Annotated in this window: 25 protein-coding genes; 7 read left to right on the top strand and 18 right to left on the bottom strand. The window is 38.1% G+C overall.

Going from position 1 to position 26,542, the window contains the following annotated elements; translation table 11 throughout:
- Positions 1-62: 62 nt before the first annotated feature.
- Positions 63-830 (bottom strand): hypothetical protein, encoded by a 768-nt coding sequence (locus bhn_RS00330; RefSeq protein WP_071174839.1) that lies wholly within the window; start codon positions 828-830, stop codon positions 63-65.
- A 168-nt stretch (positions 831-998) separates the two neighbouring features.
- Here bhn_RS00330 and bhn_RS00325 point away from each other — a divergent pair, with 168 nt between their 5' ends.
- Positions 999-2,177, top strand: a complete 1,179-nt coding sequence (locus bhn_RS00325) for a cation:proton antiporter (RefSeq protein WP_071174838.1) — start codon at positions 999-1,001, stop codon at positions 2,175-2,177.
- A gap of 70 nt (positions 2,178-2,247) precedes the next feature.
- On the opposite strand, the gene bhn_RS00320 is transcribed toward bhn_RS00325, so the two are convergent.
- The 3 genes from bhn_RS00320 to bhn_RS00310 form a co-directional block, all read right to left on the bottom strand.
- Positions 2,248-2,637, bottom strand: a complete 390-nt coding sequence (locus bhn_RS00320; protein ID WP_071174837.1) for a DUF4342 domain-containing protein — start codon at positions 2,635-2,637, stop codon at positions 2,248-2,250.
- A gap of 20 nt (positions 2,638-2,657) precedes the next feature.
- Complete coding sequence (locus bhn_RS00315; protein ID WP_071174836.1) at positions 2,658-2,882, bottom strand: hypothetical protein; 225 nt, start codon at positions 2,880-2,882, stop codon at positions 2,658-2,660.
- Positions 2,883-3,036: 154 nt separating this feature from the next.
- Positions 3,037-5,448, bottom strand: coding sequence for a glycoside hydrolase family 3 protein (locus bhn_RS00310; RefSeq protein ID WP_071174835.1), 2,412 nt, complete (start codon positions 5,446-5,448; stop codon positions 3,037-3,039).
- A gap of 360 nt (positions 5,449-5,808) precedes the next feature.
- On the opposite strand from bhn_RS00310, the gene bhn_RS00305 reads away from it, so the two are divergent.
- Genes bhn_RS00305 through bhn_RS00295 form a run of 3 tightly spaced genes read left to right on the top strand, consistent with a single transcriptional unit; the run spans position 5,809 to position 8,798 of the window.
- Positions 5,809-7,176, top strand: coding sequence for a TrkH family potassium uptake protein (locus tag bhn_RS00305; protein ID WP_071174834.1), 1,368 nt, complete (start codon positions 5,809-5,811; stop codon positions 7,174-7,176).
- A 10-nt stretch (positions 7,177-7,186) separates the two neighbouring features.
- Entirely contained in the window at positions 7,187-7,837 is a 651-nt protein-coding gene (locus tag bhn_RS00300; RefSeq protein ID WP_071174833.1) for a potassium channel family protein, read from the top strand.
- Positions 7,838-7,880: 43 nt separating this feature from the next.
- A complete protein-coding gene (locus tag bhn_RS00295) occupies positions 7,881-8,798 on the top strand; it encodes a magnesium transporter CorA family protein (RefSeq protein ID WP_071174832.1) in 918 nt (305 codons plus the stop codon).
- A 309-nt stretch (positions 8,799-9,107) separates the two neighbouring features.
- Here the strand turns inward: bhn_RS00295 and bhn_RS00290 are convergent, their stop codons facing one another.
- Positions 9,108-11,252 carry an ATP-dependent helicase gene (locus bhn_RS00290; protein ID WP_071174831.1) on the bottom strand — a complete coding sequence of 715 codons (2,145 nt, stop codon included), beginning with the start codon at positions 11,250-11,252 and terminating at the stop codon, positions 9,108-9,110.
- A 207-nt stretch (positions 11,253-11,459) separates the two neighbouring features.
- Here bhn_RS00290 and bhn_RS00285 point away from each other — a divergent pair, with 207 nt between their 5' ends.
- Positions 11,460-11,639 carry a hypothetical protein gene (locus bhn_RS00285; RefSeq protein ID WP_071174830.1) on the top strand — a complete coding sequence of 60 codons (180 nt, stop codon included), beginning with the start codon at positions 11,460-11,462 and terminating at the stop codon, positions 11,637-11,639.
- A gap of 60 nt (positions 11,640-11,699) precedes the next feature.
- Here bhn_RS00285 and bhn_RS00280 read toward each other — a convergent pair whose 3' ends face one another.
- From bhn_RS00280 to bhn_RS00250, 7 genes are all read right to left on the bottom strand, one after another.
- The gene (locus tag bhn_RS00280; RefSeq protein WP_071174860.1) at positions 11,700-13,232 is read right to left on the bottom strand and encodes a flotillin family protein; all 1,533 of its coding nucleotides are present in this window, start codon (positions 13,230-13,232) and stop codon (positions 11,700-11,702) included.
- Between the two features lie 144 nt (positions 13,233-13,376).
- The gene (locus bhn_RS00275; protein WP_071174829.1) at positions 13,377-14,291 is read right to left on the bottom strand and encodes a radical SAM protein; all 915 of its coding nucleotides are present in this window, start codon (positions 14,289-14,291) and stop codon (positions 13,377-13,379) included.
- A gap of 21 nt (positions 14,292-14,312) precedes the next feature.
- The gene (gene rsmH / locus bhn_RS00270) at positions 14,313-15,353 is read right to left on the bottom strand and encodes a 16S rRNA (cytosine(1402)-N(4))-methyltransferase RsmH (protein ID WP_071174828.1); all 1,041 of its coding nucleotides are present in this window, start codon (positions 15,351-15,353) and stop codon (positions 14,313-14,315) included.
- Positions 15,354-15,605 carry a GIY-YIG nuclease family protein gene (locus bhn_RS00265; protein WP_071174827.1) on the bottom strand — a complete coding sequence of 84 codons (252 nt, stop codon included), beginning with the start codon at positions 15,603-15,605 and terminating at the stop codon, positions 15,354-15,356.
- Between the two features lie 117 nt (positions 15,606-15,722).
- Positions 15,723-16,910, bottom strand: a complete 1,188-nt coding sequence (locus bhn_RS00260; RefSeq protein ID WP_071174826.1) for a MalY/PatB family protein — start codon at positions 16,908-16,910, stop codon at positions 15,723-15,725.
- Positions 16,911-16,936: 26 nt separating this feature from the next.
- Positions 16,937-17,341 carry an amino acid-binding protein gene (locus tag bhn_RS00255; protein WP_071174825.1) on the bottom strand — a complete coding sequence of 135 codons (405 nt, stop codon included), beginning with the start codon at positions 17,339-17,341 and terminating at the stop codon, positions 16,937-16,939.
- Between the two features lie 35 nt (positions 17,342-17,376).
- Entirely contained in the window at positions 17,377-17,745 is a 369-nt protein-coding gene (locus bhn_RS00250; protein ID WP_071174824.1) for a response regulator, read from the bottom strand.
- Positions 17,746-17,946: 201 nt separating this feature from the next.
- Between bhn_RS00250 and bhn_RS00245 the strand changes: the two genes are divergently transcribed.
- Both bhn_RS00245 and bhn_RS00240 read left to right on the top strand, forming a co-directional pair.
- Positions 17,947-19,248 carry an ABC transporter substrate-binding protein gene (locus tag bhn_RS00245; RefSeq protein WP_071174823.1) on the top strand — a complete coding sequence of 434 codons (1,302 nt, stop codon included), beginning with the start codon at positions 17,947-17,949 and terminating at the stop codon, positions 19,246-19,248.
- 12 nt (positions 19,249-19,260) lie between these two features.
- Positions 19,261-21,024 (top strand): methyl-accepting chemotaxis protein, encoded by a 1,764-nt coding sequence (locus bhn_RS00240; RefSeq protein ID WP_071174822.1) that lies wholly within the window; start codon positions 19,261-19,263, stop codon positions 21,022-21,024.
- Positions 21,025-21,053: 29 nt separating this feature from the next.
- Here bhn_RS00240 and bhn_RS00235 read toward each other — a convergent pair whose 3' ends face one another.
- Genes bhn_RS00235 through bhn_RS00210 form a run of 6 tightly spaced genes read right to left on the bottom strand, consistent with a single transcriptional unit; the run spans position 21,054 to position 26,536 of the window.
- On the bottom strand, positions 21,054-22,715 hold the full coding sequence (locus bhn_RS00235; protein ID WP_148661880.1) for an AMP-binding protein: 1,662 nt from the start codon (positions 22,713-22,715) through the stop codon (positions 21,054-21,056).
- Positions 22,716-22,720: 5 nt separating this feature from the next.
- Positions 22,721-23,476 carry a carboxyltransferase subunit alpha gene (accA, locus tag bhn_RS00230; RefSeq protein ID WP_071174821.1) on the bottom strand — a complete coding sequence of 252 codons (756 nt, stop codon included), beginning with the start codon at positions 23,474-23,476 and terminating at the stop codon, positions 22,721-22,723.
- A gap of 22 nt (positions 23,477-23,498) precedes the next feature.
- On the bottom strand, positions 23,499-24,329 hold the full coding sequence (locus tag bhn_RS00225) for an acetyl-CoA carboxylase carboxyltransferase subunit beta (RefSeq protein WP_071174820.1): 831 nt from the start codon (positions 24,327-24,329) through the stop codon (positions 23,499-23,501).
- The gene (locus bhn_RS00220; RefSeq protein ID WP_071174858.1) at positions 24,320-25,660 is read right to left on the bottom strand and encodes an acetyl-CoA carboxylase biotin carboxylase subunit; all 1,341 of its coding nucleotides are present in this window, start codon (positions 25,658-25,660) and stop codon (positions 24,320-24,322) included. Before bhn_RS00220 ends, bhn_RS00225 begins: the two co-directional genes overlap by 10 nt.
- A 1-nt stretch (position 25,661) precedes the next feature.
- Positions 25,662-26,102, bottom strand: a complete 441-nt coding sequence (fabZ, locus tag bhn_RS00215; RefSeq protein WP_071174819.1) for a 3-hydroxyacyl-ACP dehydratase FabZ — start codon at positions 26,100-26,102, stop codon at positions 25,662-25,664.
- 11 nt (positions 26,103-26,113) lie between these two features.
- On the bottom strand, positions 26,114-26,536 hold the full coding sequence (locus tag bhn_RS00210; RefSeq protein WP_083385575.1) for an acetyl-CoA carboxylase biotin carboxyl carrier protein: 423 nt from the start codon (positions 26,534-26,536) through the stop codon (positions 26,114-26,116).
- Positions 26,537-26,542: the final 6 nt, after the last annotated feature.

The following is a 26,542-nucleotide window of genomic DNA, read 5'->3' as shown; positions in this document are numbered from 1 at the left end:
AATCCTAATAAATACGCCCCGAGGAGCACTGCTCTTCGAGGCGTATCCTATTTATATGACTTTTATTCTTCCCATGCTGATTTAAATTCCGATTCTTCTAGAGAAACATAACTATCCATGTAATCATCATACTGCTTCATTGTTATGAGATTAGCGTCATCATAGGCATTCTCTATATCGCCTTCGTAATAATAAAAGGTACTGTTTTCGTCATAGTCATCCTGTCCTTCATAGATTGCAATAATGTAGATGGTTTCAATTACTTCACCTTTTTCATCAAACCTTACAAGCTCCATGAACCTTCTTCCTGAATGCATGAAGTCTGTATGTGCTACGTAATAATGCCCATTTCCCTTTTTGATACTAACATTATCTGCTGTTCCGCATCCACCATCGATATGCTTGATCTCACCATCAACAATGTCATATACTTCCCAGCCATAGTAAAAGCCATCTACAAGAAGTTCATCTTCTCCATCATCGTCAAGATCAATGTAATATGCCCTAGGAATCCCAGCAAAATCTATTCCTTCAGCAAATATCTCAGAAAATGTACTTCCATCAACTTCAAGCTCATCATTGAGAAATTGCTGAAACAATTCATTGCCCTCTTTAGAGGCTCTTTTTCCTTCATTTGTCGATTCAACTGAAGAAGCCTCCGTAACAACTTCTGTGGATTCCTCTTCAGTTACCTCGTCCAAAGACTCTTCTGAAATAGCTTCTACAGATTCATGCTCGGCTACTACAAATTCATTCTTGTTTTCTGTTGCACAACCCATAGTCCCTATTATCATGAGCCCTGTAAGCATAATAACAAATACCTTTTTCATTTTTGTATATCCTTTCAACCAAAAATTGATGCCCTTAAGCACACCTTACAGTTATAACACATTTGCTACGAAAAATAAGTTGCAGTTTGACGCTTGTTATTAACAAAAGTTGGAAGTATAATTTAAGGCGTTGCACGAAAATTACTAGGATTCGAAAGGATTTTTAAAATGGATACATTAGAAATATTGAGAAATCTAGCTATCATTGTTATAAGCGCTAAGCTATTTGGTCTTATTGCCCGTAAACTCAAGGCTCCACAAGTAGCTGGAGAAATTATCGCAGGTCTACTTATTGGACCCTCTCTTTTTAATATAGTTGTTGACAATGATTTTTGGTCAGGAATGGCTGAAATTGGTGTAATACTCCTAATGTTCAGCGCTGGTCTTGAAACCAATATCGACAACCTCAAGAAATCTGGCTTAAAGGCTACAGCACTTGCTATTGCTGGAGTTTCTCTTCCTCTGATTCTCGGAACAATTATGTATATGTGCTTTTATGGATTTTCTGCTCCTGGAACTTCTACATTTGTGGAAGCTGTATTTATTGGAACTATTCTTACTGCTACTTCTGTTAGCATTACTGTTTCGGCCCTTAAGGAGCTCGGCAAGATATCAACTGATGTAGGTACGACAATAATGAGTGCAGCTATTATCGATGATGTAATCGGTATCGTTGTGCTTACCGCTGTTCTTGGTCTTAAGGACCCAAATGCTGATCTTGGTGCTGTGTGCATCAAAACTGTAGCGTTCTTTGCACTTTCACTTGTTGCCGGTGTTATTATCTTTAAGATCATGCAACGTTTTGTTCACAGATGGCCTCATACTCGTAGAATTCCAATTATAGGAATGGCACTGGCTTTTGTTCTTGCATATGTTGCTGACAAATATTTTGGAGTTGCCGATATCACCGGTGCTTATGTTGCTGGTATTATACTAAGTTCTCTTGACGATTCTGCTTATATCGACAGAAAAATGGATATTAGTTCATATATGATATTTGGCCCTATTTTCTTTGCAAGTGTCGGACTACAGACCAACCTTAGAACCGTAGATCTTTCAATTTTAGCTTTTTCAGTGGCTTTTGTTTTGGTCGGTCTTTTGGGAAAAGTAATTGGGTGCGGATTAGTTGCCAAACTTTTAAAGTACAATAACTCTGACGCACTTAAGATTGGCGTTGGAATGATGACAAGAGGTGAAGTTGCACTAATCGTTGCTCAAAGGGGGCTTAAGGCCGAGATTATCGATAGTAAATATTTTACTTCGGTAATTCTTTTGATCGTAGTTAGCTCTATTTTGACGCCAATAATTCTTAAAGCAATTTATTCCGTAGATGAAAAAAAACAATAATCTTACATAAAAAAAACAGGTCAGACATTTTAAACCATCTGACCTGTTTTTTCATATTTTCCTTTAGCGGTTACTTTACTTCGTCCGTAGTTCCATCTTTTTTTACAACTTCAAGCTTACAACCAAGTCCAAATGCAGCTGCAGCTCCTGCAATAAGTGCCCAAGGTGCTGCGGCAAAACCAAGGATTCCACCAACAACTCCTACATTTACAGGAACACTAAATACTACTTCGTCATCCTTTTTGATCTGGATTCTATCGACATTGCCTTCTTCAACCTTTTTCTTAAGTCTATCAATGATAGCCTTTGTATCTTCTCCTATATCTTTCATATCTGGCTGAATAAGCTTGATTGCTGCATCAACATCGCCATCAGTTTTCTGAAGCGCTTCTTTTGCAACCTTGAATTCAACACCTGTCTGATCCATTACCTTTTCAACAGCTTCTAATGTGATTTCCATATTTGTATTCTCCTTTCAAATCAACTAGCAACTACAACTTTTGCAATTAAACTTACAATTCCAACCAAGATAAGAATTGGGAATGCGATGTAAATAAGTCCCCCCATCAACAAGCCTATCAATATCAGTGGTAGAAATACTAGAAACACCAAAACTTTCATGATACTCCAAGTAGCTTTAATTGCAAAGCCAAGCATTCTTCCAAAGATCATAAGGAAAAATATGATAAACAGCATTGATAACATGATCCTCACCATCCTTTCTAAAATAAAAACCAATGTTATCTGTTGTTGAAAATATTGTATATAATGGAGCTTTAAAAATATATATTCATAACAGGAAATTTATGTGCCATATTTCGATTTTATTGCGAGATATGATTGTTCTATTTGCAATGTATCAATCCAGCTTCAAGATCATCTCAATAACACGCTTAGCACACCTTTTTAGGTCTTCTCTTGTAATAGCTCCCATTTCCATAGCTTTTTTTACTCTTTCTGGGTATCCATTTGCCATCTTAACATCATTACCTGCAAGAATCTCTTTATACTGCTCTGATCTATTCCACCAGTCACTTGTTACCATGCCTTTGAATCCCCATTCATCGCGAAGAATTCCGGTTAAAAGATCCTTTGACTCTGACGCTCTCTGTCCATTTATTACATTGTATGACGACATGATTGTCCATGGATCAGCTTCCTTAACGATGATTTCAAATACCTTAAGGTATATTTCTCTAAGCGCACGCTCTGAAACTCTTGAATCACTATGTTTTCTGTTGGTTTCTTTATTATTTGCAGCAAAATGCTTTACGCTACATGCTACGTTATTTGATTGAATACCCTTAACCATCTGCGCAGCAAGTTTTCCAGCAAGATATGGATCTTCTGAATAATATTCAAAGTTACGGCCACAAAGTGGGCTTCTGTGAATATTTACAGCTGGCGTAAGCCATATCTGGAGGTTGTTTTCCTTGAGCTCCTCTCCACCTGCAACACCAATTTCATACAGCAGCTCTTTGTTCCATGTAGAAGCAAGAAGTGTTGCACATGGCCAAGCTGTTGTTGCAACGCCGCATTCCGGATTAATTCTGACACCTGCAGGGCCATCAGCAGTCATAACATTTGGAATACCATATTCAGGCTTATTGCCCATTCCCCATGTGTTAGCAACACCTCTGTTAGGCTGACCACCAAGAATATCTATAAGATCTTCATCATCAAGCTGCTCTACAAATTCATCAACAGACATTTTGCCATCAAACACGTCTATAAGAGGCTTAACACCTTCTTTATATGGATTCATGAGAAGATACCTTGCTCTTCCCTTCTCTTCTGGGACCATTGCCTCTTCTGTTCCTGGCACCATCTTTTCAAAAATGCATTCATCCTTGTCTCTAGCTGGACCTGTAGGAAGATCTTCATAGGTTCCATCAGCAAGAAGCCTTTTCTTTAATGACACGGGATTAAGCTTCTCAGAAAGCTTTTCATATATCTCATCGTCATCCTGAGCGTATGTATAGTCAATCTCATCAGCCTCAGCTACACTTCCACCAAGGAAAAACTTATAATCGCCTTTTTCAACAACATAGGAAGATTTCTCTATCTTTCCAAGATCATCATATGAAGCTAACTGATATTTATTAACTGAAAGCTCCATTACCTGGGATTCTCCAACTTTTATAAGTCTGCTCTTTTCAAAAGAAACTAATACTTTTGCCGCTTTTCCAAGCTTACCCTGTGGTGCTGAAAGATAAATGGCTACAACTTCTTTTCCGCTAACTTTTCCAGTATTTGTAACATTAACAACAAAAGTTATGTCATCGCCTTTTTCTTTTACTTTAATAATCTCTTTTTCAAAGTTTGTGTAAGAAAGGCCATAGCCAAATGGGTATACCACTTTATTTTTTGCTCCAGAAAGGGTTTCAAAATATCTATAACCCACAAATATATCTTCTGTGTAATCAACATATTCTGGAGACTCGTGGAACCCTGCTGTTGATGGATAGTCGCCTACATCTGCTGCAAATGTGTCTGGGAGCTTACCTGATGGATTAACATATCCCATAAGAACCTCAGCAGCAGCTAATCCGCCTTCCATTCCACCTTGCCAAGCTAAAAGAGCTGCTTCTATAGCACTGTCGTTCTTTATCCACTTTGTATCTACAATACCGCCTGTATTTAACACAATTATTGTATTTGCAAAGGCTTCTTTTACAGCATTAATCAGCTTTTTCTCGTTTTCTGTAAGATAAAAATCTCCTTCAGGGAATATTTTTCCTGCTGTTTTGGGCATGCTTACCTCATTGCCCCAAGGATTGTATTCTCCGTCATATTCTACATCTGAACGGTCCCAACCTTCTCCAGAAAATCTACTGATACTGATGATCGCTGTGTCTGTATATGCTTTAGCCCCCTTTATGAGTTCATCCTCTAAGACAGGCTCCACTGTCATTCCAGGTGCAGATCCAGTTTTATACTGTTCTTCCACATTTTTCTTATAAAAATCACAGACTGGTTCATATACATCTACTCCAAGGATTTTGAAGCCATCATAGATGTTATGAATATATTTGGTGTAAACATCGCCGCTTCCGCCACCACCTTTTACATAATCAAAGGTTCCTTTTCCAAAAAGAGCTACCTTCTTGCCCTTTGATAACGGCAAAGCTCCCTTTTCGTTCTTTAAGAGTACCATTCCTTCAAGAGCGGCATTTTTTGACAACTCAATATGTTCAGTGCCGGCTGTAACCCTTGTATCACCGTAAAGTGGCATAGCTGGCTGATAATTTGCTCTAACCCATTTTTTCATAAGATATCCCTTTCATTCTTTTCAAAATAAATAAATCAATCTAATACTACCATTTTGTTAATAGATTAGTTATAAATTTTTCTTATTTTTTTTAGGCATTCATTCGAACATATAATGTATAATCTCCTTATGAAATTCGGAATATGCATTTTAGCGATGGTAGCGTAGCTTTACCGGAGCATAAAAATGTGGATGTGGTTTCTTGAGGGCTCAAAACAGGCAGGTCATTCGACCTGCCTGTTTTATTTCTATGCACCAGCAAAATAACTCTAACAATTACCATAAATACGATATTTATTGCTTTTTGAGGGATGTATTATTATATTATTACTGTTAATGATTTTTATGTGGAGGAGCACTATGAAAAAGTGGAGTTTTTCATCTGAACATTTAATACCACTGAGCTTCTTAGGAGCAATTGTTGTTGGAACAATACTCCTTCTACTTCCAATATCTACTGCAATAGGCGAAACTACCGACTTCGTTACAGCACTTTTCACAGCAACTACATCTGTTTGCGTTACAGGTCTTGTTGTTACAGATACATATAGTCACTGGAGCACCTTTGGTCAAGTAATTATCCTTATTCTGGCTCAAATTGGCGGACTTGGAATAATAACCGTTGCATCAACATTTTTACTAGTATCCCAAAAGAAATTTACTATGGGCGAAAGAATGATGCTCAAAGATGCATTAAATCTAAATTCACGATCTGGTATACTTGGAAAGCTTGTCAGGATCATCCGTGGAACAATTATGGTAGAACTTCTTGGTGCTATCCTTTATTCATTTCGTCTCGTACCACTTTTAGGTCTAGCAAAGGGATTATGGGCATCATTATTTAATTCAGTTTCTGCCTTTTGTAACGCAGGAATGGATATCATAGGTCCAACGAGCATGGGGCAGTTTCACTCTGATCCAGCAGTTCTTTTGATCACAATGACACTAATTGTAATTGGCGGCCTGGGTTATGTTGTTTGGTTCGACATATCATCCGGAATTAAAAACGGTATCAAGAAAAACTATTCACCCATAACAATAATAAAACGCTTTACAGAACACACCAAGTTAGTCCTTACGATGACGTTTTCACTCATATTTTTGGGTGCTTTGATCATTTTCTTTGCTGAATACACCAATCCGGCAACAATAGGAACCATGTCGCTTTCCGACAAGATCATAAACAGTTTTTTTCAGTCTATAACTCTTAGAACTGCCGGTTTTGCAAGCTTTTCGCAGAAGGGATTGACAGATATATCATGCGTAATATCCTATGTTCTAATGTTTATAGGCGGATCCCCTGTAGGTACCGCTGGTGGAATAAAGACAGTCACTTTTTTCCTCGCAGCTATCAATATAATCAACTACATAAATTGTGATGAAAAAAATCTGGTTTTTCACAAACGAGTAACCGAAGATCTCATGAGAAAAGCTTCTGTCATACTTGCCGTTAGCTCTTTTACAGTAATTGTCCTTACTCTTATACTACTGGCAACAAATCCTGCCATCACGGTAGTTGATTCACTTTTTGAAGTAATAAGCGCTTCAGCCACTGTTGGTCTTACAAGAGATGTTACCCCGACCCTTAATCTTGCCGGTCGTATTATAATTATCATAGCAATGTATTTAGGCAGAATTGGTCCAATATCAATGGCAATATTTTTTGCTAACCGTAAGCCAAATAAGAATTCATGCAAATTCGCTGAAGGCGAATTTTACGTCGGATAAAGGAGAAAAAATGAAAAAATCAGTTGCAGTTTTAGGCCTTGGAAGATATGGCATCAGCTTGGCAAAGAGCCTCTATGACATGGGTGCAGATGTCCTTGTTGCTGATAAAGACGAAGATACCATAAAGGAAATGGCTGGCTTTTGCACAGTTGCTGTCGTTGCTGATCTAGAAAACGAAGAAGAAATCAAGGCATTAGATCTCAAAAACATGGACATTGTAGTATGTGCCATGGGACGAAACATGTCAGCAAGTATCATGGTAGTAGCCGTAGCAAAAGAACTTGGAGTTCCTCTTGTTGTGGCTAAAAGTTCTTCAGAAAGAATGTCTTCGATACTAAAGAAGGTGGGAGCAGACAAGATCATAATTCCTGAGGATTTTGGTGGAAATCAGTCAGCTCGAATCCTTCTTTCTGATACATTTATGGATTACTTCCAGCTCGATGATACTCTGTCATTAGTAGAAATCAAGCCTAGAGACAATTGGATTGGTAAAAACCTCATCGAATTAGAGCTCAGAAAAAAGTACAAATTAAACGTAGTTGCAGTTAAAGATAGCCAGACTCCTTGGGGATTCATTGATCCTCAAAGAAAACTTGGTAAAGACACTACATTACTTGTTATCATAGAAACTAGTGAGCTAAACAAGATCAACAAAAACTGATGATTCTTGTTATCATCGATTTTAACGCATATGGAGGTAAAATATGTATTTTCTGATCAATAATACTTTAGAAGAATGTAGCGCAGAACAGTGTCATGATGCCGCTGCCCCATATGTTGCTATCTTGACTCCTGCACAGTGGGCAGAGCAAAGCGAAAATTTTGATATGGGACTTGATTTTGATATAAGCAATGAGGAAATATTCACTACAAAAGCAGAAGTTAACTATGACTCCCTAACCGGAACCTTCTGTATTCCGATACAATCATCCCATACAGATGAACCTCAAAAGTTTTCATATGCACTTGATGAAACTGGCATTGTATTCATAGATAATGGGGATACTGTAGAGAACATCGTTAAACGCATTCAAAGATTCAAGAAATGGAAAAAACCTTCTCTCGAAAGATTTTTCTATGACTTTTTGGAACTTATCATACATGACGACCTCTCTACGATGCAGCGCTATGAGATGGAGCTCGATAATCTGGAAAAAGAAATAATGACAGATACAGAAGCTGCTGACATGAGCCGAAACAATGACATTCGTAGCGACATACGAGATCTTAGAACTCATTATGAACAGCTCCTAGATCTTGGTCAGGAACTAGAAGAAAATGAAAATGGCTTTTTTAATGAAGAAAACCTCAGATACTTCAGAATGTTTTCAAGCAGAGTTGAAAGACTGTATGAAGCCGCAACTCATATAAGAGATTATACTATCCAGTTAAACGATCTATATCAGTCTCAGCTCGATGTTAAGCAAAATAGAATTATGACTGTGCTTACCGTGGTTACTACAATTTTTATGCCACTCACACTGATCGTTGGTTGGTATGGAATGAATTTCAAATACATGCCAGAGCTCGAATCAAAGATGGGATACCCTGTTGTAATTCTCCTCAGCATATTGATCGTAGTAGGAAGTCTTATCTTCTTTAAGATAAAAAAGATACTGTAATTTGGTCATGCAACCCAAAATAAAAATCGCTTCAGTGAAAGCGATTTCAGTTTGGAGCTTTATTTCATTTAGACCTGTTTTTTTAATTTTTATTATTTATTTAACTGACTCGTTATGTTATAAATATCTCAAATGATTTTTTTAGAGGTGATAATATGGCTGAAACAAATAATGATAATGTTATGCTGTCTCAGGCTGAGATAGATAAGCTTATAAAGAAAATGGAAGAAGAAAAAGCTGAAAAGAAGTAATTATTTAAGGTTCAGTTCCTTATTTGAAACTGAACCTTTTCTTTATTTCCGTGAATGACTATCTTCGCTTTATAATTTTCATTCCTGTAATGAATGCAAATGGAAACATGAATATCTTTTCCGTTCCATCATTAAATCTAACCACAAACTTTGTTGGTATCTCGTCATCATCAAGAGTTACGTCGGTAATCACACCGTCACCATATTTTGATTGATTCACTTTATCGCCAGTCTTAAGTATTTTTGGAACATTTTCGCTGGAAGTCTTTGCCTGCAACTTCTTTTTATATGAAGAAATAGCTCGTGGCTTAGTTTTTTCCTTAATATTCACTGGAGTTTTTTCTTCTTTTTTGCATAGCTCTCCAACAAAATGTGATGGCTTATCACTATATTTTAGAATGGTAAGCGTATCTTTTGCTCTGGTCATTCCAACATAAAAGATTCTCCGCTCTTCCTCATAATCTCTCTTCTCTTGGACTGTTGCTGTCTTGAACGATTTAATGATCTTACTTGGAAAAACTCCATTAACAACATCCATAAGAACAACATGCTCATATTCAAGGCCTTTACTTGAGTGAATCGTAGACAAAATAAATTTGGACTTGTAGTTTTCTTCCTTGTTAGCAAGAATATCCCTTAACTGGTTAAGTCTGTCTAGAAATGCCTCTATTGTAGCCTCATTTTTGGCAAGCATCTTTAGGATAAAAAGCTTATTATCATCAATATTGTTGTTCTTTAGATACTCTCCATATCCCATTTTTTCTATGCGATTTATGGCTTTAATAGGATTCTCAGATACCATATTTCTAAAATTGATACGCAAGTCTCTGACATTTCCTAAAATTCTTCGATTTATCTCCAGTTCTTCGACTGCATCGAGAATCCCAATATGCTTATAATCGGCAATGTAGCACATTTTCTCAGCATCAGCCTTGCTCAGGTACGTCTGAAATTTATAAAACACCTTCATGAAAAGTTCAGGATCCATAGGGCTTAATGCAAAATTCAAGATAGTTGTCACATCCACTACCACTCTATGTGAAAAGAAGCTCATATCAGTATTTTTAATCCTGTATGGAACTTCATCTCTCTCAAGAATATCAATAAGAGGTAAAATAGACTCATTATCCCTGTACAAAACTGCCGTCTGCTCTTTTACCGTGGTAGCCATCTTATGAAGATAGTCATATTGCGACTCTCTGCTCCTAAGTACATCAAATCTGATAGCTTCACCCGCTTCTCTTGTAGCATTCATATGCTTGTCATGGCGACTAAAATTCTTTTGAATGAACTTATCCGCCACTTCAACAATTCTAGCGTTTGATCTGTAATTTTTGTCCATCACAAGCACTCTTGCACCTGGATGATCTTTCTCAAAGTTCAGCAACGCATCTGGATATGCTGCCCTAAAACCATATATACTCTGATCTTCATCTCCTACCATAAAAAGATTGCCATTTTTTCCTGCTAAAAGAGATATAATCATATGCTGTATTTTGGATGTATCCTGCGCTTCATCAACGCAAAGATACCTGTACCGATCTCTGTAATGATCCAGAAGTTCCTTAGAACCCTTAAGCATCCTATATGCATATATCATCTGATCATCATAATCCATAAGGCTGCGTTTCTTTAACTCTGAATTGTATTCCTCATAAATCTTAAAGAGATCTATTCCTTGATCCTTACCAATCTCTACTATGTCTTTTTCTGTAAGGAGCATGTTTTTACAGTAAGTTATCAAAGTACGGATGTTTTTGATATCACTCTCTGTGGGATACTCTTTCATTACATTCAGATAAATGTCAGTCAAGATCTTACCTGAAACCTTCTCATCTGTTAAAAGATCAAATGATTTCTTACCAATAAGCCTTCCATAATGGCTTATTATCTTAGCACAAATTCCATTGATAGTTCTAAACTCTAAGTTAGTTGCTCCTTCGTTACCAAAAATGTTTACAAAACGGCTTTTCATATCTCTTGTTGCTGCAACTGTATACGTAAGAGTTAGTATATTATCTGGTGCAATTCCACTTACAAAAAGCATATACCCCAGCCTGTTTACTAGAACCGTCGTCTTTCCACTGCCGGGAACTGCCAAAAGAAGGACCGGGCCCTCAACAGCCTTTACGGTCCTTTTTTGTTCATCATTTAATTTATTTCCATATCTTTTAAAAAACTCTTCATCTGTCAAATAACTCATAACGATACAATTTTATGTTACGAGCACATCTTATGTCTATATACTTTTTTCTAAGCAAAAAACTTCGTAATATAGGATTTATCCTGCCATTGGTAATTTTTATAAAAGATTTATAACCAAGTTAGGAAAAAGAAATATTTGTGAGTTATAGTATTAAAAAATGAGTTGCCTCAACTTATATTATTCTTCATCAAGGAGGTGTCTGCGATGGATGTTAATCACAAAGATATCAATAGCAAAATCAAAAAACCTGCTAAGGTTATTGACGCCGTAAACTATAACGGCAAATATATGGATCCAAGTATTTTAAAAGGAAAAATCATTTCTGTAACAGCAATACTGACCACTTTGATTGCTATATCATTAGCAATTATGTTCTTATGTTAAAGGCTTATACCAAAAAGCCGCCTGTTCATCTTGTGAACAAGCGGCCCTTTAATTTAATGCTTATTTGTTTGTCTTATCAATATTTACGCTAACACCATCTCCGCTTAAGTTAATGTTTTTATTAACCTTAGCGTCGTATGTACCAGCTTTCATGATCTCAGTAAAATCTACGCCTGTAGCTTCTGACATTGTATCAAAAACCTGTTTCATAACAATTGGCATATTACCTGAAATCTGGCTTGCACCATTTGTGCCATCCCCTGTTCCATAAATATTGATCTTATCGATCTGTGAAAGAGGTTTAGCAATTTCAGCAGCCATCTGAGGCATGATCTTGATCATCATTTCAGCCATAGCTGCGCCATTGTACTTCTTATAAGCTTCTGCTTTCTTTTCCATTGCTTCAGCTTCTGCAATACCTTTCGCCTTGATTGCTTCAGCTTCTGCCTTACCTTTTGCAGCAATACCAGCGGCTTCAGCATCATATTTTGCTTTAATACCTGCAGCTTCCTGCTCTGCAGCGAACTTCTGAGCTTCAGCCTGAGCTTTCTTTGCATCAGCTTCTCTTTCCTGCTCATATTTAGCAGCTTCGGCCTTCTTCTGTCTCTGAACAAGTTCTGCTTCAGCTTTCTTTTCAGCCTGATACTTCTCAGCGTCAGCCTGTTTCTCAATTTCAGCGGCAAGTTGCTGCTGTTTTACTACTACTTCCTTCTGCTTAAGTTCTGCTTCACGTTCTGCCTTCGCGATCTGAGCATTAACTGTAGCTGTCTGAATTGACTTCTGCTGCTCCTGCTGCTGAATTTCATAAGCGGCATCCGCAACAGCACTTGCTGTGTCTGCCTCTTTCTTAAGTTCTGCCTGCTTGATAGCGAGAGCATTGTTCTTTTCAGCAATCTCAGTCTGAGCAAGAACTCTTGCATCATTTGCTGCTTTATCAGCTTCTGCCTTTGCAATAGCTACGTCTCTGTCAGCCTGCGCCTTTGCAATAGCTGCGTCCTTCTTAATCTTAGCTGTATTATCCATACCAAGATCACTAATAAGTCCATTTTCATCAGTTACGTTCTGGATATTGCAGGAAAGAATCTCAATACCAAGCTTGTTCATATCCTTTGAAGCTTTTTCCATAACCTGATCTGAGAAGCTATCTCTATCAGTATTGATAGTCTTAAGAGCAAGAGTACCGATGATCTCACGCATGTTACCTTGTAATGAATCCTGAAGGTCCATTGTGATCATCTCTGGATCCTTGTTAAGGAAGTTCTTGGCAGCAAGCTGAATTGCTTCAGGAGTTGTACCAATCCTTACCTTTGCAACAGCATCAACGTTAACGTTAATGAAATCGTTTGTAGGGACTGACTGCTCTGTCTTAATATCTACAGTCATCTGACCAAGATACAATTTGTCGACTCTTTCAAAAAATGGGAGCTTTACGCCGGCTCTACCGATGAGAATTCGAGGTTTTCTTCTAATACCTGATATGATAAACGCTCTGTCTGGGGGAGCCTTTACGTACCCCGCTGCAATTACAATAATTGCGATAACAACTACTGCTGCGATTAAAATTGTTGTTGTGTCGAATAACATATTCATCATCCTTTCTGAGCACTTAATGTGCCACATAAACGAACCACTTTGTTTACCGGTTCCTTATGTGATAATTCTATATGCTACTCACTACCAAAAAAATCACGTCTTTAGCGTCTTTTTATCTTATATTTTTCCTTTTTGGAAGAATATTTATACTCCGCTACAATCAAAGCTTGGAATAAAGCTTTCCTTGGCCGTTTCCCCGACCTGCATATATCCGTTAACAACTCCAATGGATGCTGCGTATTCAACAAGACTCTTGTAGTCTCGCTCTGAGACCTTCCTATCAATCTCTGGATACTCTTGCAGCTGCCCATTAGGCGTATATTGATTCATGAGGCTGATAAAAATATTGTCTCCATATTTATCATAAAGATACCTTACGATCATTTTTGCCTGGATAAGCATCCCAGGCATCAAAAGGTGCCTAACTACTACCCCTTTTTTAATGAGATTTTCTTCACCGTTATCTGACCCAAATTCGCAATTTGGATGCTGCCTTATCATTTCATCTATCGCAGCTTTTGCAACATCAACGTAACCCTTTGCTTTACTATATCTAACTGCATCCTGTTCCCTAATATATTTAAAATCTGGAAGATAGATGTCGATAAGTCCATCTAGCATCTTAAGGGTATCTACCTCAATATACGATGATGTGTTCAGCAAAAAAGGAATCTTTATATTTCTACTTTTAGCTCTTTCAATTGCAGTTTTGATAGTGGGAATAAACATATCACCTGTGACCAGATTTATATTATTTGCGCCTTTTTCCTGAAGCTCAAAGAAAATCTCAACCAATCTCTCGGTAGGTATTATCTTTCCCACTTCACCACGACTAATCTCTTTATTTTGACAAAAAACACATCCCATGTTGCAACCAGAAAAAAACACGGTTCCAGATCCGTGTTCTCCTGAAATACAGGGCTCCTCCCACATATGAAGAGCAGCCCTGCTTACATGTAATTCACTTTTTTCATTGCAATAGCCCTTGGTCACAGTCCTATCTATAGAACATTTTCTTGGACACAAGGTACAGCTTTTGTATAATTCTTGTTCTGTCATCTTTATCACATGTAATGGCAATCACTTTATTGCCCAGCGCATTTTAGTTGATTTACTTCTAGGATTTATCCTACATTCTTCTGCAGAGGGTCTGACAACATCAGCTGAGATCTCGCTAAATGCTCCCTCTTTAAGGTGCTCTTTAAAAGCCTTTTTTACTAATCGATCTTCTCCAGAATGAAAAGTCAGGATTGCCACTCTTCCTCCCGGATTTAAGATTGTAGGCAATTTTTCTAAAAAAGAATAAAGAACTTCAAATTCACTATTAACATCGATCCTAAGCGCCTGAAAAACCCTTGCGCAGCTCTTTTTGATCGCCTGATCCTTTTCCTCCGTAGGAACTTTCCAAAGAGCCTGCTCTATCGCCTCTCTAAGCGCTGTCGTGGTATCGATGTTTTTTCCTTTTTTCATAAACGAAAAAACTTTATCAGCAATTTCTTCTGCATAGGGCTCGTCGGAATTTTCCACCATCATTCCCACAAATTCTTCTTTTGTTATGTTTTGAAGTCTCTCCGCTGCAGATTCTCCATGAGAAGGATCAAGCCTTAAGTCCAGTGGTCCATCTATCTTATAGGAAAATCCTCTCTCAGGATTATCAATCTGCATAGATGAGACACCAAGATCAGCCAAAACAAAGTCAAATTTACCGGCTTCATTAGCCACTTCATCAATGTTTGCAAAATTGATCAATCTAAACTTAAATCGATCCTCATCAAATCCCGCCTTCCTAAGTCTCTCAACAGTCTTGCTCGATTCTATAGGATCCACATCCAGACCATATATACAGCCTTTTCCTCCAAGTTTCTCTAGCATTTTTCTTGTGTGACCACCATAGCCAAGAGTACAATCAAGACCTTGCTGTCCAGGTTTGATCTGAAGAAAATCCAAAATCTCTTTTACCATGATAGAAATGTGCATCCCAGCAGGTGTGGAGCCTTTTGAAATAACATGCGCTATTGTATCTCCATACTTTTCAGGATCATGCTCTTTATACTTTTCCTCAAATTTTTTGGGATATTTACCTGAGTAATGTACTCGTCTTTTGTGCTTTATCTCTTCCAATTATTTACCCTTTTTTCCTTGTATTAACCTAAGCTTCTCTTTTCTGCTTAGCCTTTTTATATGCCATTCTCTGCTCATGGCTTCTTCTTTGGTATTTGCGGTTTCATAATATACAAGTTTTACTGGAAGCCTAGGCTTTGTGTATTTGGCTCCTTTACCTGCATTATGATCTGCTATCCTTTTATCCAGATCATTTGTCCAACCGCAATATAGCGTACCATCTGCACATTCAACTATATATGTATAGTTCATTTTTGCTCCAATTAAAAAAGTGCGCTAGCTATAGTTCCAAGTACCATAGCTGCTATCAAAATAAGTGCCATAATCGCTATTGGCTTTTTAAACTTTCTTGTAGACATTTCTCTTCTCCTATTTGTAAATATATTTATTTCTAGCTCGTAACAAGCGTTCCATCGTGTCTCTGATAACATTTTCCGGACATGCCAGATTTAGTCTTTCAAATCCGCTTCCTGATGCCCCAAAAACATAGCCTTCATCCGCAAATATATATGCTTTTTTGACCATGAAGTTCTCTAGTTCATTATCAGACAATCCCCATGCTCTAAAGTCACACCATAGCAAATAAGTTCCCTCTAAAGGTAGTGCTTTGATCTCAGGCATATTCTTGGCAAAAAAATCTCTCACATACGTAGCATTATCTGCTATAACTGCTATACATTCATCAAGCCATTTCTCACAGCTTCTATAAGCTAAACGACAAGCTTCCATTCCCAAAGCATTAGTTCCAGATCTAAAGCCTTCCAATCTCGATCCAATAAATTTATCCCTAACCTCTTGGTTCTTTATTATTATGTTCGAAGTTTGAAGTGCAGATAAATTGAATGTTTTGCTTGGGGCAGTACATACTGCCATATTCATACTTGCTTCACCGGAAATTGTACTCATAACAGTATGAGTAATACCTGGCATTATTAGATCATTGTGGATCTCATCATCAATTATAAATACATCATTTGCAAGACAGATATCGCATACTCTCTGCAGTTCCTCTTTTGTCCACACACGTCCAACTGGATTATGTGGGTTACAAAAGATAAGTAGCTTATTCGATATTTCTTTTGCTGCTTCCTCAAACGCTTCGAAGTCAATCCTGTAACCATTTTCATCAAAAATCAGAGGAATATCAACGAGTTTCCTAGCCTTTATATCCACTGCTCTTCTAAATGGTCTGTAAGAAGGTGAAAAGACAATAACGCCATCCCCTGGCTTTGTTACACTAAGGATTAAGTCTCCTATCGCTGTAACAACTCCATCAGATGGCGCGATCCACTCTTTTTCTAAATGATATGAATGTCTTTTCTGCATCCATTCTATGACTGCTTCGTAATAATCTTCGGAAGCAAATGTATAACCCAAAGTTCTATCAGCTAAGTATTTACCTATTCCCTCTCTGATCTCAGGCGCTATGATAAATTCCATATCCGCAATAGAAAGAGGTACTATCCCATCAGGAACATCCGGATTTCTATCATACATATCCTTATACTTATAGGAACTTTTAGCGTCACTAACAGGATTAGTCACAAAATCATACATAAAAAGGCTCCTAAATAGTTCTTTTATCAGATACAGTTATATCCTTTATTAACGAGAATGTTTTCAACAGCCTCAATATCATCTGTGTTGATCACCATGATAGGTCTGCCTGATTCACGATTAAATGAAAGATATGTGTAATTAACATTTATATTAGTTGAATAGAGCGTTTTGAGAATCTTATCAAGTGCTCCTACTTCATCCTGACACTCTACAGCAAGAACTGGAGTTGTCTTACAAATATAATTTTCTTTCTGAAGAACTTCAATACACTTTTCAGGGTCAGAAACAACCATCCTGATAATGCCATATTCAGCAGAATCATTAGTTACAGATCCCAAAATGTTGATTCCATTCTCACACAAAATACCTGTGATATTTTGTAAACATCCTTTCTTGTTCTCAGCGTAAATAGATACCTGTTTAAGCATTACATCCTCCCTTGTCCAACTAAGCTAGCAAAAAATTACTCGTCTCCTAAAATCTTCTTGACCGCCTTTATAACATCAGATGAAGTGAATGGCTTAACGACAAAGTCCTTTGCGCCCTTCTTAAGAGCAAGCATGATCATATTCTCATACTTCTGGTCTGAGCACATAATAACATTCGCCTTTGGATCATACTCCATTACTTCCGTTAAGGCATCAATACCATTCATTTTAGGCATATTGATATCAAGAATCAACAGATCTGGCTTTTTTTCTTTATACTGCTCTACAGCATCCACTCCAGTTAGTGCCTCACCTACTATCTGATATTTCTCAGGATCCAGAGCAGATTTCAACATTTGTCTCATAAAATTTGTATCATCGGCTATCAATATTTTTTTTCGCATAATTTTTCTCCTGAAATAATGTGAAATGTAGCACTTATATTATGACAGTAAAAGGTCATCTAATACAACTATAATATTGATTATTTAAGAATTAAACTATAATAATGCGATTTAATATTTTTTTAATTGCATATATTTTTGTATGTTCGATAATTAATATATGATTTAATGTTTTAAATTATTGAAAGAAAGGATGATAAGATGAAAAACTGGAAAGCACTGATACTGATCCTAATATTAGTTTTATCAGCAACATTCGCTGGCTGTGGAAAAGAGACCGCAGAAAATCCGGAAGAATCAGTACCTTCTGTAGAAAAGCTGACGCTTTTAAACACAAAAATTGAAGTTGCTTCACAGATGGACGAGCTGGCCGCCAAATATGAGCAAGAAACAGGAATCAAGATTGAAATTATCAATGTCGATCCAAGTGCTGACAAACAGGCCACTCTAAAAGGATATTATCTTTCTGACCAGATGCCGGATATTATCGCATGTGAAGCATCTAGTTTTGCAAATTGGGATGGCCTTTTAGTGGATCTAAGCGATCAAAACTGGGCATCTAGAACTGATGCTGCTTACAAAGATGCTACATATGGCACTGTAGGCTTCCCATACACTACAGAAGCAATAGGTCTTGCCTATAATGCTGAAATTCTTTCTGCTTGTGGCGTTGATCCTGCCTCTATAACGAATCCCGAATCAATGAAAGCTGCTTTTGAAGCTATCGATGCAAAAAAAGATGAGCTTGGCATCAAAGCTGTACTTGGTTATTCCTCTGAACCAGAAAATCTTGGATGGTCAGCCGGAAACCATGTCTTTGGCACATATCTTGACTCAGGCCTTGATAGAGCAGATACAACATATATTGATTTACTGAATGATGGAGGAAAATTCGATGATCAGAGATTGGCAGCTTTCGCTGATATGATCGAGTTATTTAATCAGTACTCTGATCCAGATCTGTTAGTAACTGGATCATATGATGATCAGGTTCTCGGATTTGCCTCCGGCAAATACGCTTTTGTCACACAGGGTTCGTGGATAGGCGCAATTCTTGTAGGCAATGATGCAAGTGCTTATCAAGCCGCAGGTAGTTTCAAAGTTGGAATGGTTCCATATGCATTTCAAAGCGGAATGGAAACCATCCTCACTAGTGCTCCTTCCTGGTGGGCAATTCCTAAGGAGGGACAAGTAGAAGCCGCAAAGGCATTCCTGCAGTGGTGTTCAGAAGACACTGCTCAGCAAATTCTCGTAGAAAAAGCTGGTTTCATTAGTCCTTTCAAAGATTGCAAATATGTCGCTTCTGATCCTTTTGCAGCAGTTATTTCTGAATATTTAGCTGCAGGAAAAACATCAAGCTGGCACTGGATGGACATGCCTGAAAGCCTCGGACAAAATGGGTTCTCTTTTGCATTTAATAAGTTTGCTAACGGAGAATTAGATAAAGACGGATTTATAAAAGAGTTAAAAAACATTGCTACACAATGGTACTCAAAACTTTAAGGAGGTAGGATCGTGAAAGAAAGTAAAAACGTAAGTGTTAAGACAAAAGATTCCATCGTATTTCAACTTTCTGCCTTGAATCTTCTTATCTTAATCGCTTTTGTCGTAGTTATGGTGATGGTAATGTCTGCCATGAGAACCTCTACAACAAATAGTATTACGATGTTTGGCTCTATGATGGAACTTACTACCCACGAAGCAAATCTAAAATCTGATGTAATGTCACTATTTGATCAGGCCACAAGCTATGTAGCTGCTGAAGCACCTGAAACCAAAAGTGCTCTTTTGCCTCAGATTACCATAACCAAAGATACAATTAGTTCTGACATACAGATACTTAACGATGATTTTGCTAATTACAACGACGAAGAGGCAACAGCTCAATTAAGTGAAATAGCTGGTCAGTACTCAAGGTTATGTGCTTTGATCGACAAAGCCATAGCAAGATGCGATGCTGGGGATCAGGCTGTCGCATACTCAATTCTTTTTGAAAAAGCTGAAATCCAAAAGATAGCAATATTCCATGCTTCTAAGGCCCTGGACAAAGCTATCACAAAATCAGCAGCTGAAACCACCGCTCAGATGAATGCCCTCATGGTGTCAGGTGTTATCGTTGCGATCATTGGTATGGCAGTGATCCTTATACTTATTATATTTAACTTCCTTATCAGTTATATCAACATTGTTAAAAAGATCAAATCCATCAGTTCTGAAGTAAACACAATGATCACTAATATCGAAAAAGGAAATGGTGATCTTACAGCAAGGATCAATACTAAGACAAAATCAGAGCTTCTATTTATTACAACTGGTATCAACCATTTTATCGAGACTTTGCAGGGTATCATGCGAGATGTAAAAAATGGTTCTGTGGTTCTTACAAGTTCTTCAGAGGAAGTTATCTCACAGCTTCAGATTGCTGATGACAGCGTAACAAATACCTCTGCAGCCCTTGAAGAGCTTTCTGCAAATATGGAAACCGTTTCAGGAACAGTTTCTTCTATCAATACTAAGGTAGAGGATGTTAAAGCCGCTTCTCAGGAAATAACAGAGCAGGCACAGGCAGGAACCGAAACCGCTATCTCTATCAAGCAGGAAGCCAACGAACTTAAAGAAAGAGTAACTCAGAAGAAATTACAGGCTAGCGACCAGGTTTCTCAGCTTTCTACTGTACTCACTCAGTCTGTACAGGATTCTGAAAAAGTTAGCCAGATCAACGAACTTACAAATGTAATCCTAGATATAGCAAAACGCACTAACCTTCTTGCTCTTAATGCTTCAATCGAAGCCGCAAGAGCAGGTGAAGCAGGAAAAGGCTTCTCAGTTGTAGCAACAGAGATAAGCGCTCTTGCCGAAAACAGCCGTTCTACTGCTTCTAATATCCAGGATATTAGTAATGAAGTAACAGAAGCTGTTAACAGACTTGCTGAAAACGCCCAGGCAGCGCTTGATTATATCAATGGAACTGTTCTTGGAGATTATGATGACTTCGTTCAGACTGGTGAAAAGTACGAACATACAGCAGATATAATGAATAATATGCTGGCTGCATTTGATAATAAGGCGGAAAGTCTCAATTCCACAATGCAAGAAATGGTTGAGTCCGTAAGAATGATAACCGATTCAATAAAAGAAAGTTCTATTGCAATTTCTTCTTCCGCAGAGAATTCTTCGGAAATTGTTGGTGGTATCAAAAAGATCTCAGATGCGATCAATAAAAACAATGAAATCACTGAGCAGCTTAGTGATACAACGCAGAAGTTTACTTCCCTCTAAAAATTTTATCTTAAAAAGCATTGGGACACTTAACAGTGTTCCAATGCTTTTTTATAGTCCTGTTGTCTTATCTTAGCTCGACTTATCTTTCCGTTACTTGTTCTAGGAAGCTTATCAATAAATTTGATGATCCTTGGATACTTATAAATTGCTGCTCTCTTTTTTACAAAGTCCTGAAGTTCCGTTCCAAGCTTGGCATTAGCTTCATACCCCTTATTTAAGATTATGCTAGCCTTTACTACAGCGCCTCTGTTCTTAGATGGAAACGCAGTAACTGCGCACTCAAATACCGCAGGGTGCTTCATAAGTATATCCTCAACTTCAGATGGTCCAATCCTGTATCCGCTAGATTTTATAACATCATCATTCCTTCCTAGGAAAAAGAAATTACCGTCCTTGTCCATGATCGCTTTATCTTTAGTGTGATAGACTCCGCCGCTCCACACTTCTTCATACATCTTTTCATCCCCAAGATAGCCTTTAAATATACCAATAGGTTTTCTATTTCCATTAGGAACAATAACAATTTCTCCCTCTTCCCCTGCCGGTACAATCCTTCCATCTTCATCCATAAGCTTAATCTGGTATAAAGGAGATGCTTTTCCAATGGACCCAGGAAAAGAGCTCTGTTCTATCGTTGTACATATCTGCAACGCTGTTTCTGTCTGCCCAAAACCTTCTCTGATAACTATCCCTGTCTGTGACGTAAACTGCTGTGACACTTCTTTAGGCATCGGCTCTCCGGCAGTTGTAGCATAACGCAAGTTATTTAAATTATACTTCTTAAGGTCCTCCAAAACTAAATATTTATATATCGTTGGAGGAGCACAAAAAGTGTTTATTTTCTCTTCTTCTAACAGCTTAAGAAGATCCGCAGCGTAAAACTGTTCATAGTCATATACCATAATTGCTGCACCCAAGAACCACTGACCATATAGCTTTCCCCATGCAGATTTAGCCCAGCCAGAGTCCGCAACTGTCAAGTGAAGGTCGCCATCGTTCATTCCATGCCAGTTTTTGGCTGTAAAAATATGTGCTATCGGATAAGAATAATCATGAATAACAGCCTTTGGAGCACCACTTGTCCCAGACGTAAAATAATAGAGCATACTATCATCTATGCTTGTGGTTACTCGCTCAAAAACGTCACTTTCTCCAGCAATAAGCTCATTAAAATCTGCTTTATCTTCATATTTATCCCCGACCACGATCTGAATGATATCGTTCTTATCTATAGCTTCTTTTACCTTGTCACATATACTCTCTGAATTAACACAGATTATCGCCTTAGTGCCAGCTACCATAGCTCTCTCACTAATGTCTTCGGCAGACACCATGTGGGAGGTAGGAACAGCGATTGCTCCAAGTTTGTGAAGTGCCAAGATGCTGATCCAAAATTCATATCTTCGCTTCAAAAGAAGCATAACAGAATCGTTTTTACTAATTCCAAGCTTCTTAAATGTGTTCGCTGCCTTGTCGCTAAGCCTTTTGAGCTCTCCAAAGCTTAGCCTTGTCTCTTTTCCTTCGGCGCTCCTATGAACAAGAGCCAATTTATCGGGATTTTCAAATGCAAACCTATCTACTACATCATAAGCAAAATTGAAATTTGGAGGGCACGTTGTCTTGATCTCTACTATTTCACCCTTTGAATCCCTTACTTCCCTGTAGTAATCTTCATATATGTGTCCCATGGTCCTTAATATCCAACCTTTCTAAAACGCCTATATCTTCCATCAATCAGCTGATCTGAAGTCATTGACAAAAGAACTTCTATTTCCGCCTCAATGTCCTTCTTCAACTCTTTAAGTCTTCCCTTTTTGTACACCTTATCTATTAATCCAAGCTTATAAAGCCTATCTGCAGTAAGCCCAAGCGCTTTTGCTGCCTCGTCTGCCTTATCTGTGCTCTTCCATAAGATATTGGCACAGCTTTCTGGAGATACCACGCTAAAATACGCATCTTCCATCATCCATATCCTGTCTGAATGACAAAGGGCAAGAGCTCCTCCACTACCACCTTCACCTATAACAATTGAAAGAATCGGCGTTTTTAGATCAGACATTTCATATAAATTTTCAGCTATAGCTCTTCCCTGACCTCTCTCTTCCGCATCAATACCGCAAAAGGCCCCTGCAGTATCGACAAAGCAAATGACAGGCCTATGAAACTTTTCTGCTTGCTTCATCAGTCTAAGGGCTTTCCTGTAACCTTCAGGATGCGCACTACCAAAGTTATGAAATATCCTATCTTCCGTGTTCTTTCCTTTTTCTATTCCTATAGCTGTAACAGGAATATTGCCAATCTGCCCTATCCCTGCTATAACAGCTTTGTCGTCACCGTAATATCTATCTCCATGAAACTCAATAAAACTCTGTACAATAGATGATATATAATCTATCGCCGTTAACCTGTTATCTTTTCTTGCGCCAAGCACAATCTCGTAATCTTCCATTCTTTTCCTCTTAAAAAAGCTTTTAACTATGCAACCTAAGAATCGCTGTAAGCGTCTCTTTTTGCCTGCTCCTTGGAACAATAAGATCCACAAATCCGCACTCTAATACTCGTTCTGCCTTCTGAAAATCCTTAGGCAACTCCTGATTAAGGCTCTTTTCTATTACTCTTGGCCCCGCAAATCCAACTCTAGCTCCGGGCTCAGCAAGCGTAATATCTCCTAACATCGCAAAGCTAGCATCCACACCGCCTGTTGTAGGATTGGTTAAAAGAACTATGTACAGATTGCCATTATTACTATGCCTCTTGACTGCCGCTGAAACTTTAGACATTTGCATTAAGGAGATCATCCCCTCCTGCATCCTTGCGCCACCAGAAACAGTTACTCCTATTACTGGAAGACTCATGCTAGTTGCATATTCGAATAATCGAGTTATCTTTTCACCTACTATTGCTCCCATGGATCCCATCATAAAGTTTGCATCCATGGCAAATATACAGGCTCTATAACCGCCTATAGCAGCAACTCCGCATATTACGCCTTCGTTCTCGCGACTTCTTTCTCTAGCCAAAGAAAGCTTCTCCTCGTAGTCAGGAAACTTAAGTATATTGATTGACTCTAAGTCTCTGTCATGCTCTATAAAGCTCCTTTTATCCGTCAGCATGAGTATTCTTCTTCTGGCTCTGACGGGAAAATAATGCCCACATTCTGGACAAACAAAGTCGTTTTTTCTTATCTTATATACTGGAATCTGTTTTTGACATTTTTTGCAGACTACTCGCCTGCTTTTTACTTTTACTTCACCATATTCCAGCTCATTATTTGCTTTTAAAAATAGTTTTTTTAATTCCATGCTTGTAAAACCTTTTGGCAGATACTGGTATCATAATTACCGATCAAAAACTTGCTATCTTCCATAAATCTCATATGTATTTCGCGATTGTTCTCAACTCCTACTAGCACAAACTCAGACAATGCACATTTCATCTTGCGTATTGCTCCATCTCTGGTATCTGAACATACAACCAACTTCCCCAGCATCGAATCGTAAAAAGGGGTTACTTCACAATTTTGATACAAAGCTGAGTCAAATCGTACATCCACTCCACCTGGAATATGGAGAAGTTCAACGCGGCCTGTAGAAGGTCTGAAATTTTTTGAGTCTTCTGCACAAATCCTACATTCTATAGCATGCCTGCTATTTGATATGTCTTTCTGGTCAAATGGAATATCTATTCCCGCTGCAGTCCTGATCTGCCATTCTACAATATCAATTCCGCAAACCATCTCAGTTACGGAGTGTTCTACCTGAAGCCTTGTGTTCATCTCCATAAAATAAAAATCATCATTTTTGACCAGGAACTCAATGGTTCCAACAGTAACGTACCCCACAGCACTAGCAAGTCTGACAGCTGCTTCATACATTTTTATTCTGGTCTCATCTGATAATACAGGTGCCGGACATTCTTCAATAAGCTTTTGATTTTTGCGCTGAACTGAGCAATCTCTATCTCCTAGAACGATCACTTTTCCGCTTCGATCAGCTAGAATCTGAACTTCCACATGCTTAACATTTTCAAGATATTTTTCCATGAAAATGCCATCATCGCCAAAAGAGTTATAGGCTTCCTTTTTGACCTGCGAAAACGCTCCTGAAAGCTCATTTTTCTCTCTTACAACACGAATGCCTTTCCCTCCACCGCCTGCTCTTGCCTTTAAAATTATGGGGTAACCTATTTTCTCTGCACTATTCTCAGCGTCATTAATATCAGTTAATATATCGCTTCCGGGTGCTACTGGAACGCTTGATGATATCGCTATCTCTCGCGCTCTTTCTTTCTCACCCATTTTTTCCATAACTTCTGCTCCAGGGCCAATCAAAACTATTCCATTATTTTCGCAGGCTTTAGCAAATTCCGGATTTTCTGAAAGCATCCCGTATCCTGGATGTATTGCCTTCACTCCTACCTCTTTGGCTAAAGTTATGATCGCGTCTATATTTAGATAACTGTCCTTGGCTAAAGGACCTCCTATACAGTAACTTTCATCAGCCATTTCTACATGAAGTGCATCAGTATCAGCTTCAGAACAAACTGCAACAGTCTCAATGCCCATCTCCTTACATGCTCTTATAACTCTTACAGCAACTTCACCTCTATTAGCTATCAAGATCTTTGAAAACATTTCAGCCACTAGCTTTCTCCTCATCAGAAACAATAGCAAAAGAAAAATCTCCGCTCATACATTTCTTGCCATCAACGCTTAGTTCTCCGTGAAGCACGTACATTGGATGATATTCACGTACCAACTTTGTATCTATTTTTATCGTATCTCCCGGCTTTATCATATTTCTAAAGCGCACTTTATCGAGCCCTGTATATACTGGTATCGCGCCTTTCTCTCGCATGTTATCTGCAAACATAATGCATGCAGACTGTGCCATCATTTCGCATTGAATAACACCTGGTACTATTGGGTTGCCTGGAAAATGACCCTGTAAAAAGAATTCATCTCCTCGAACTGTATAATAACCAGTTGCGGTTCCATCCTCATTTAACATCACCTCATCGACTAAAAGCATAGGCTCTCTATGAGGTAAGATCTTTTTAATTTCCTCTCTATTCATAAGCCCCCCTTTTATTCAATAATGAAAAGATCCTGATTGTACTCCACAAGATCTCCTTCTTTTGCAAGAACTTCGATAATAGTGCCATCTTTTGAGGCTTTTACCTCATTCATCATCTTCATAGCTTCAATGGTGCACAAAACATCACCCTTCTTTATCTTGTCTCCAACCTTTAATGCTTCTTTTTCTCCGACTTTCCCATAAAATATGCCTAAAAGCGGTGCTTTAACCTTATCCCCACTCTTTTTTTCAGGTTTCATTAAGTCAGCTGTCTTTTCAACAGAATCAACAACTTTCAAGTTCATTTGTCTTTCGCATGGATCAACTTGTACTTTTCTTTTAAGGCATAACTTAAAATCCCCATCTTCTACAGAAAGTTCCGTTAATCCAAGATCTTTAAATAACTCACCGTATTCTAATAAAGAATTACTCATATTTTT

The organism is Butyrivibrio hungatei, assembly GCF_001858005.1.
Lineage (GTDB): Bacteria > Bacillota > Clostridia > Lachnospirales > Lachnospiraceae > Butyrivibrio > Butyrivibrio hungatei.
This window is presented reverse-complemented; position numbering and strand designations above follow the sequence as displayed.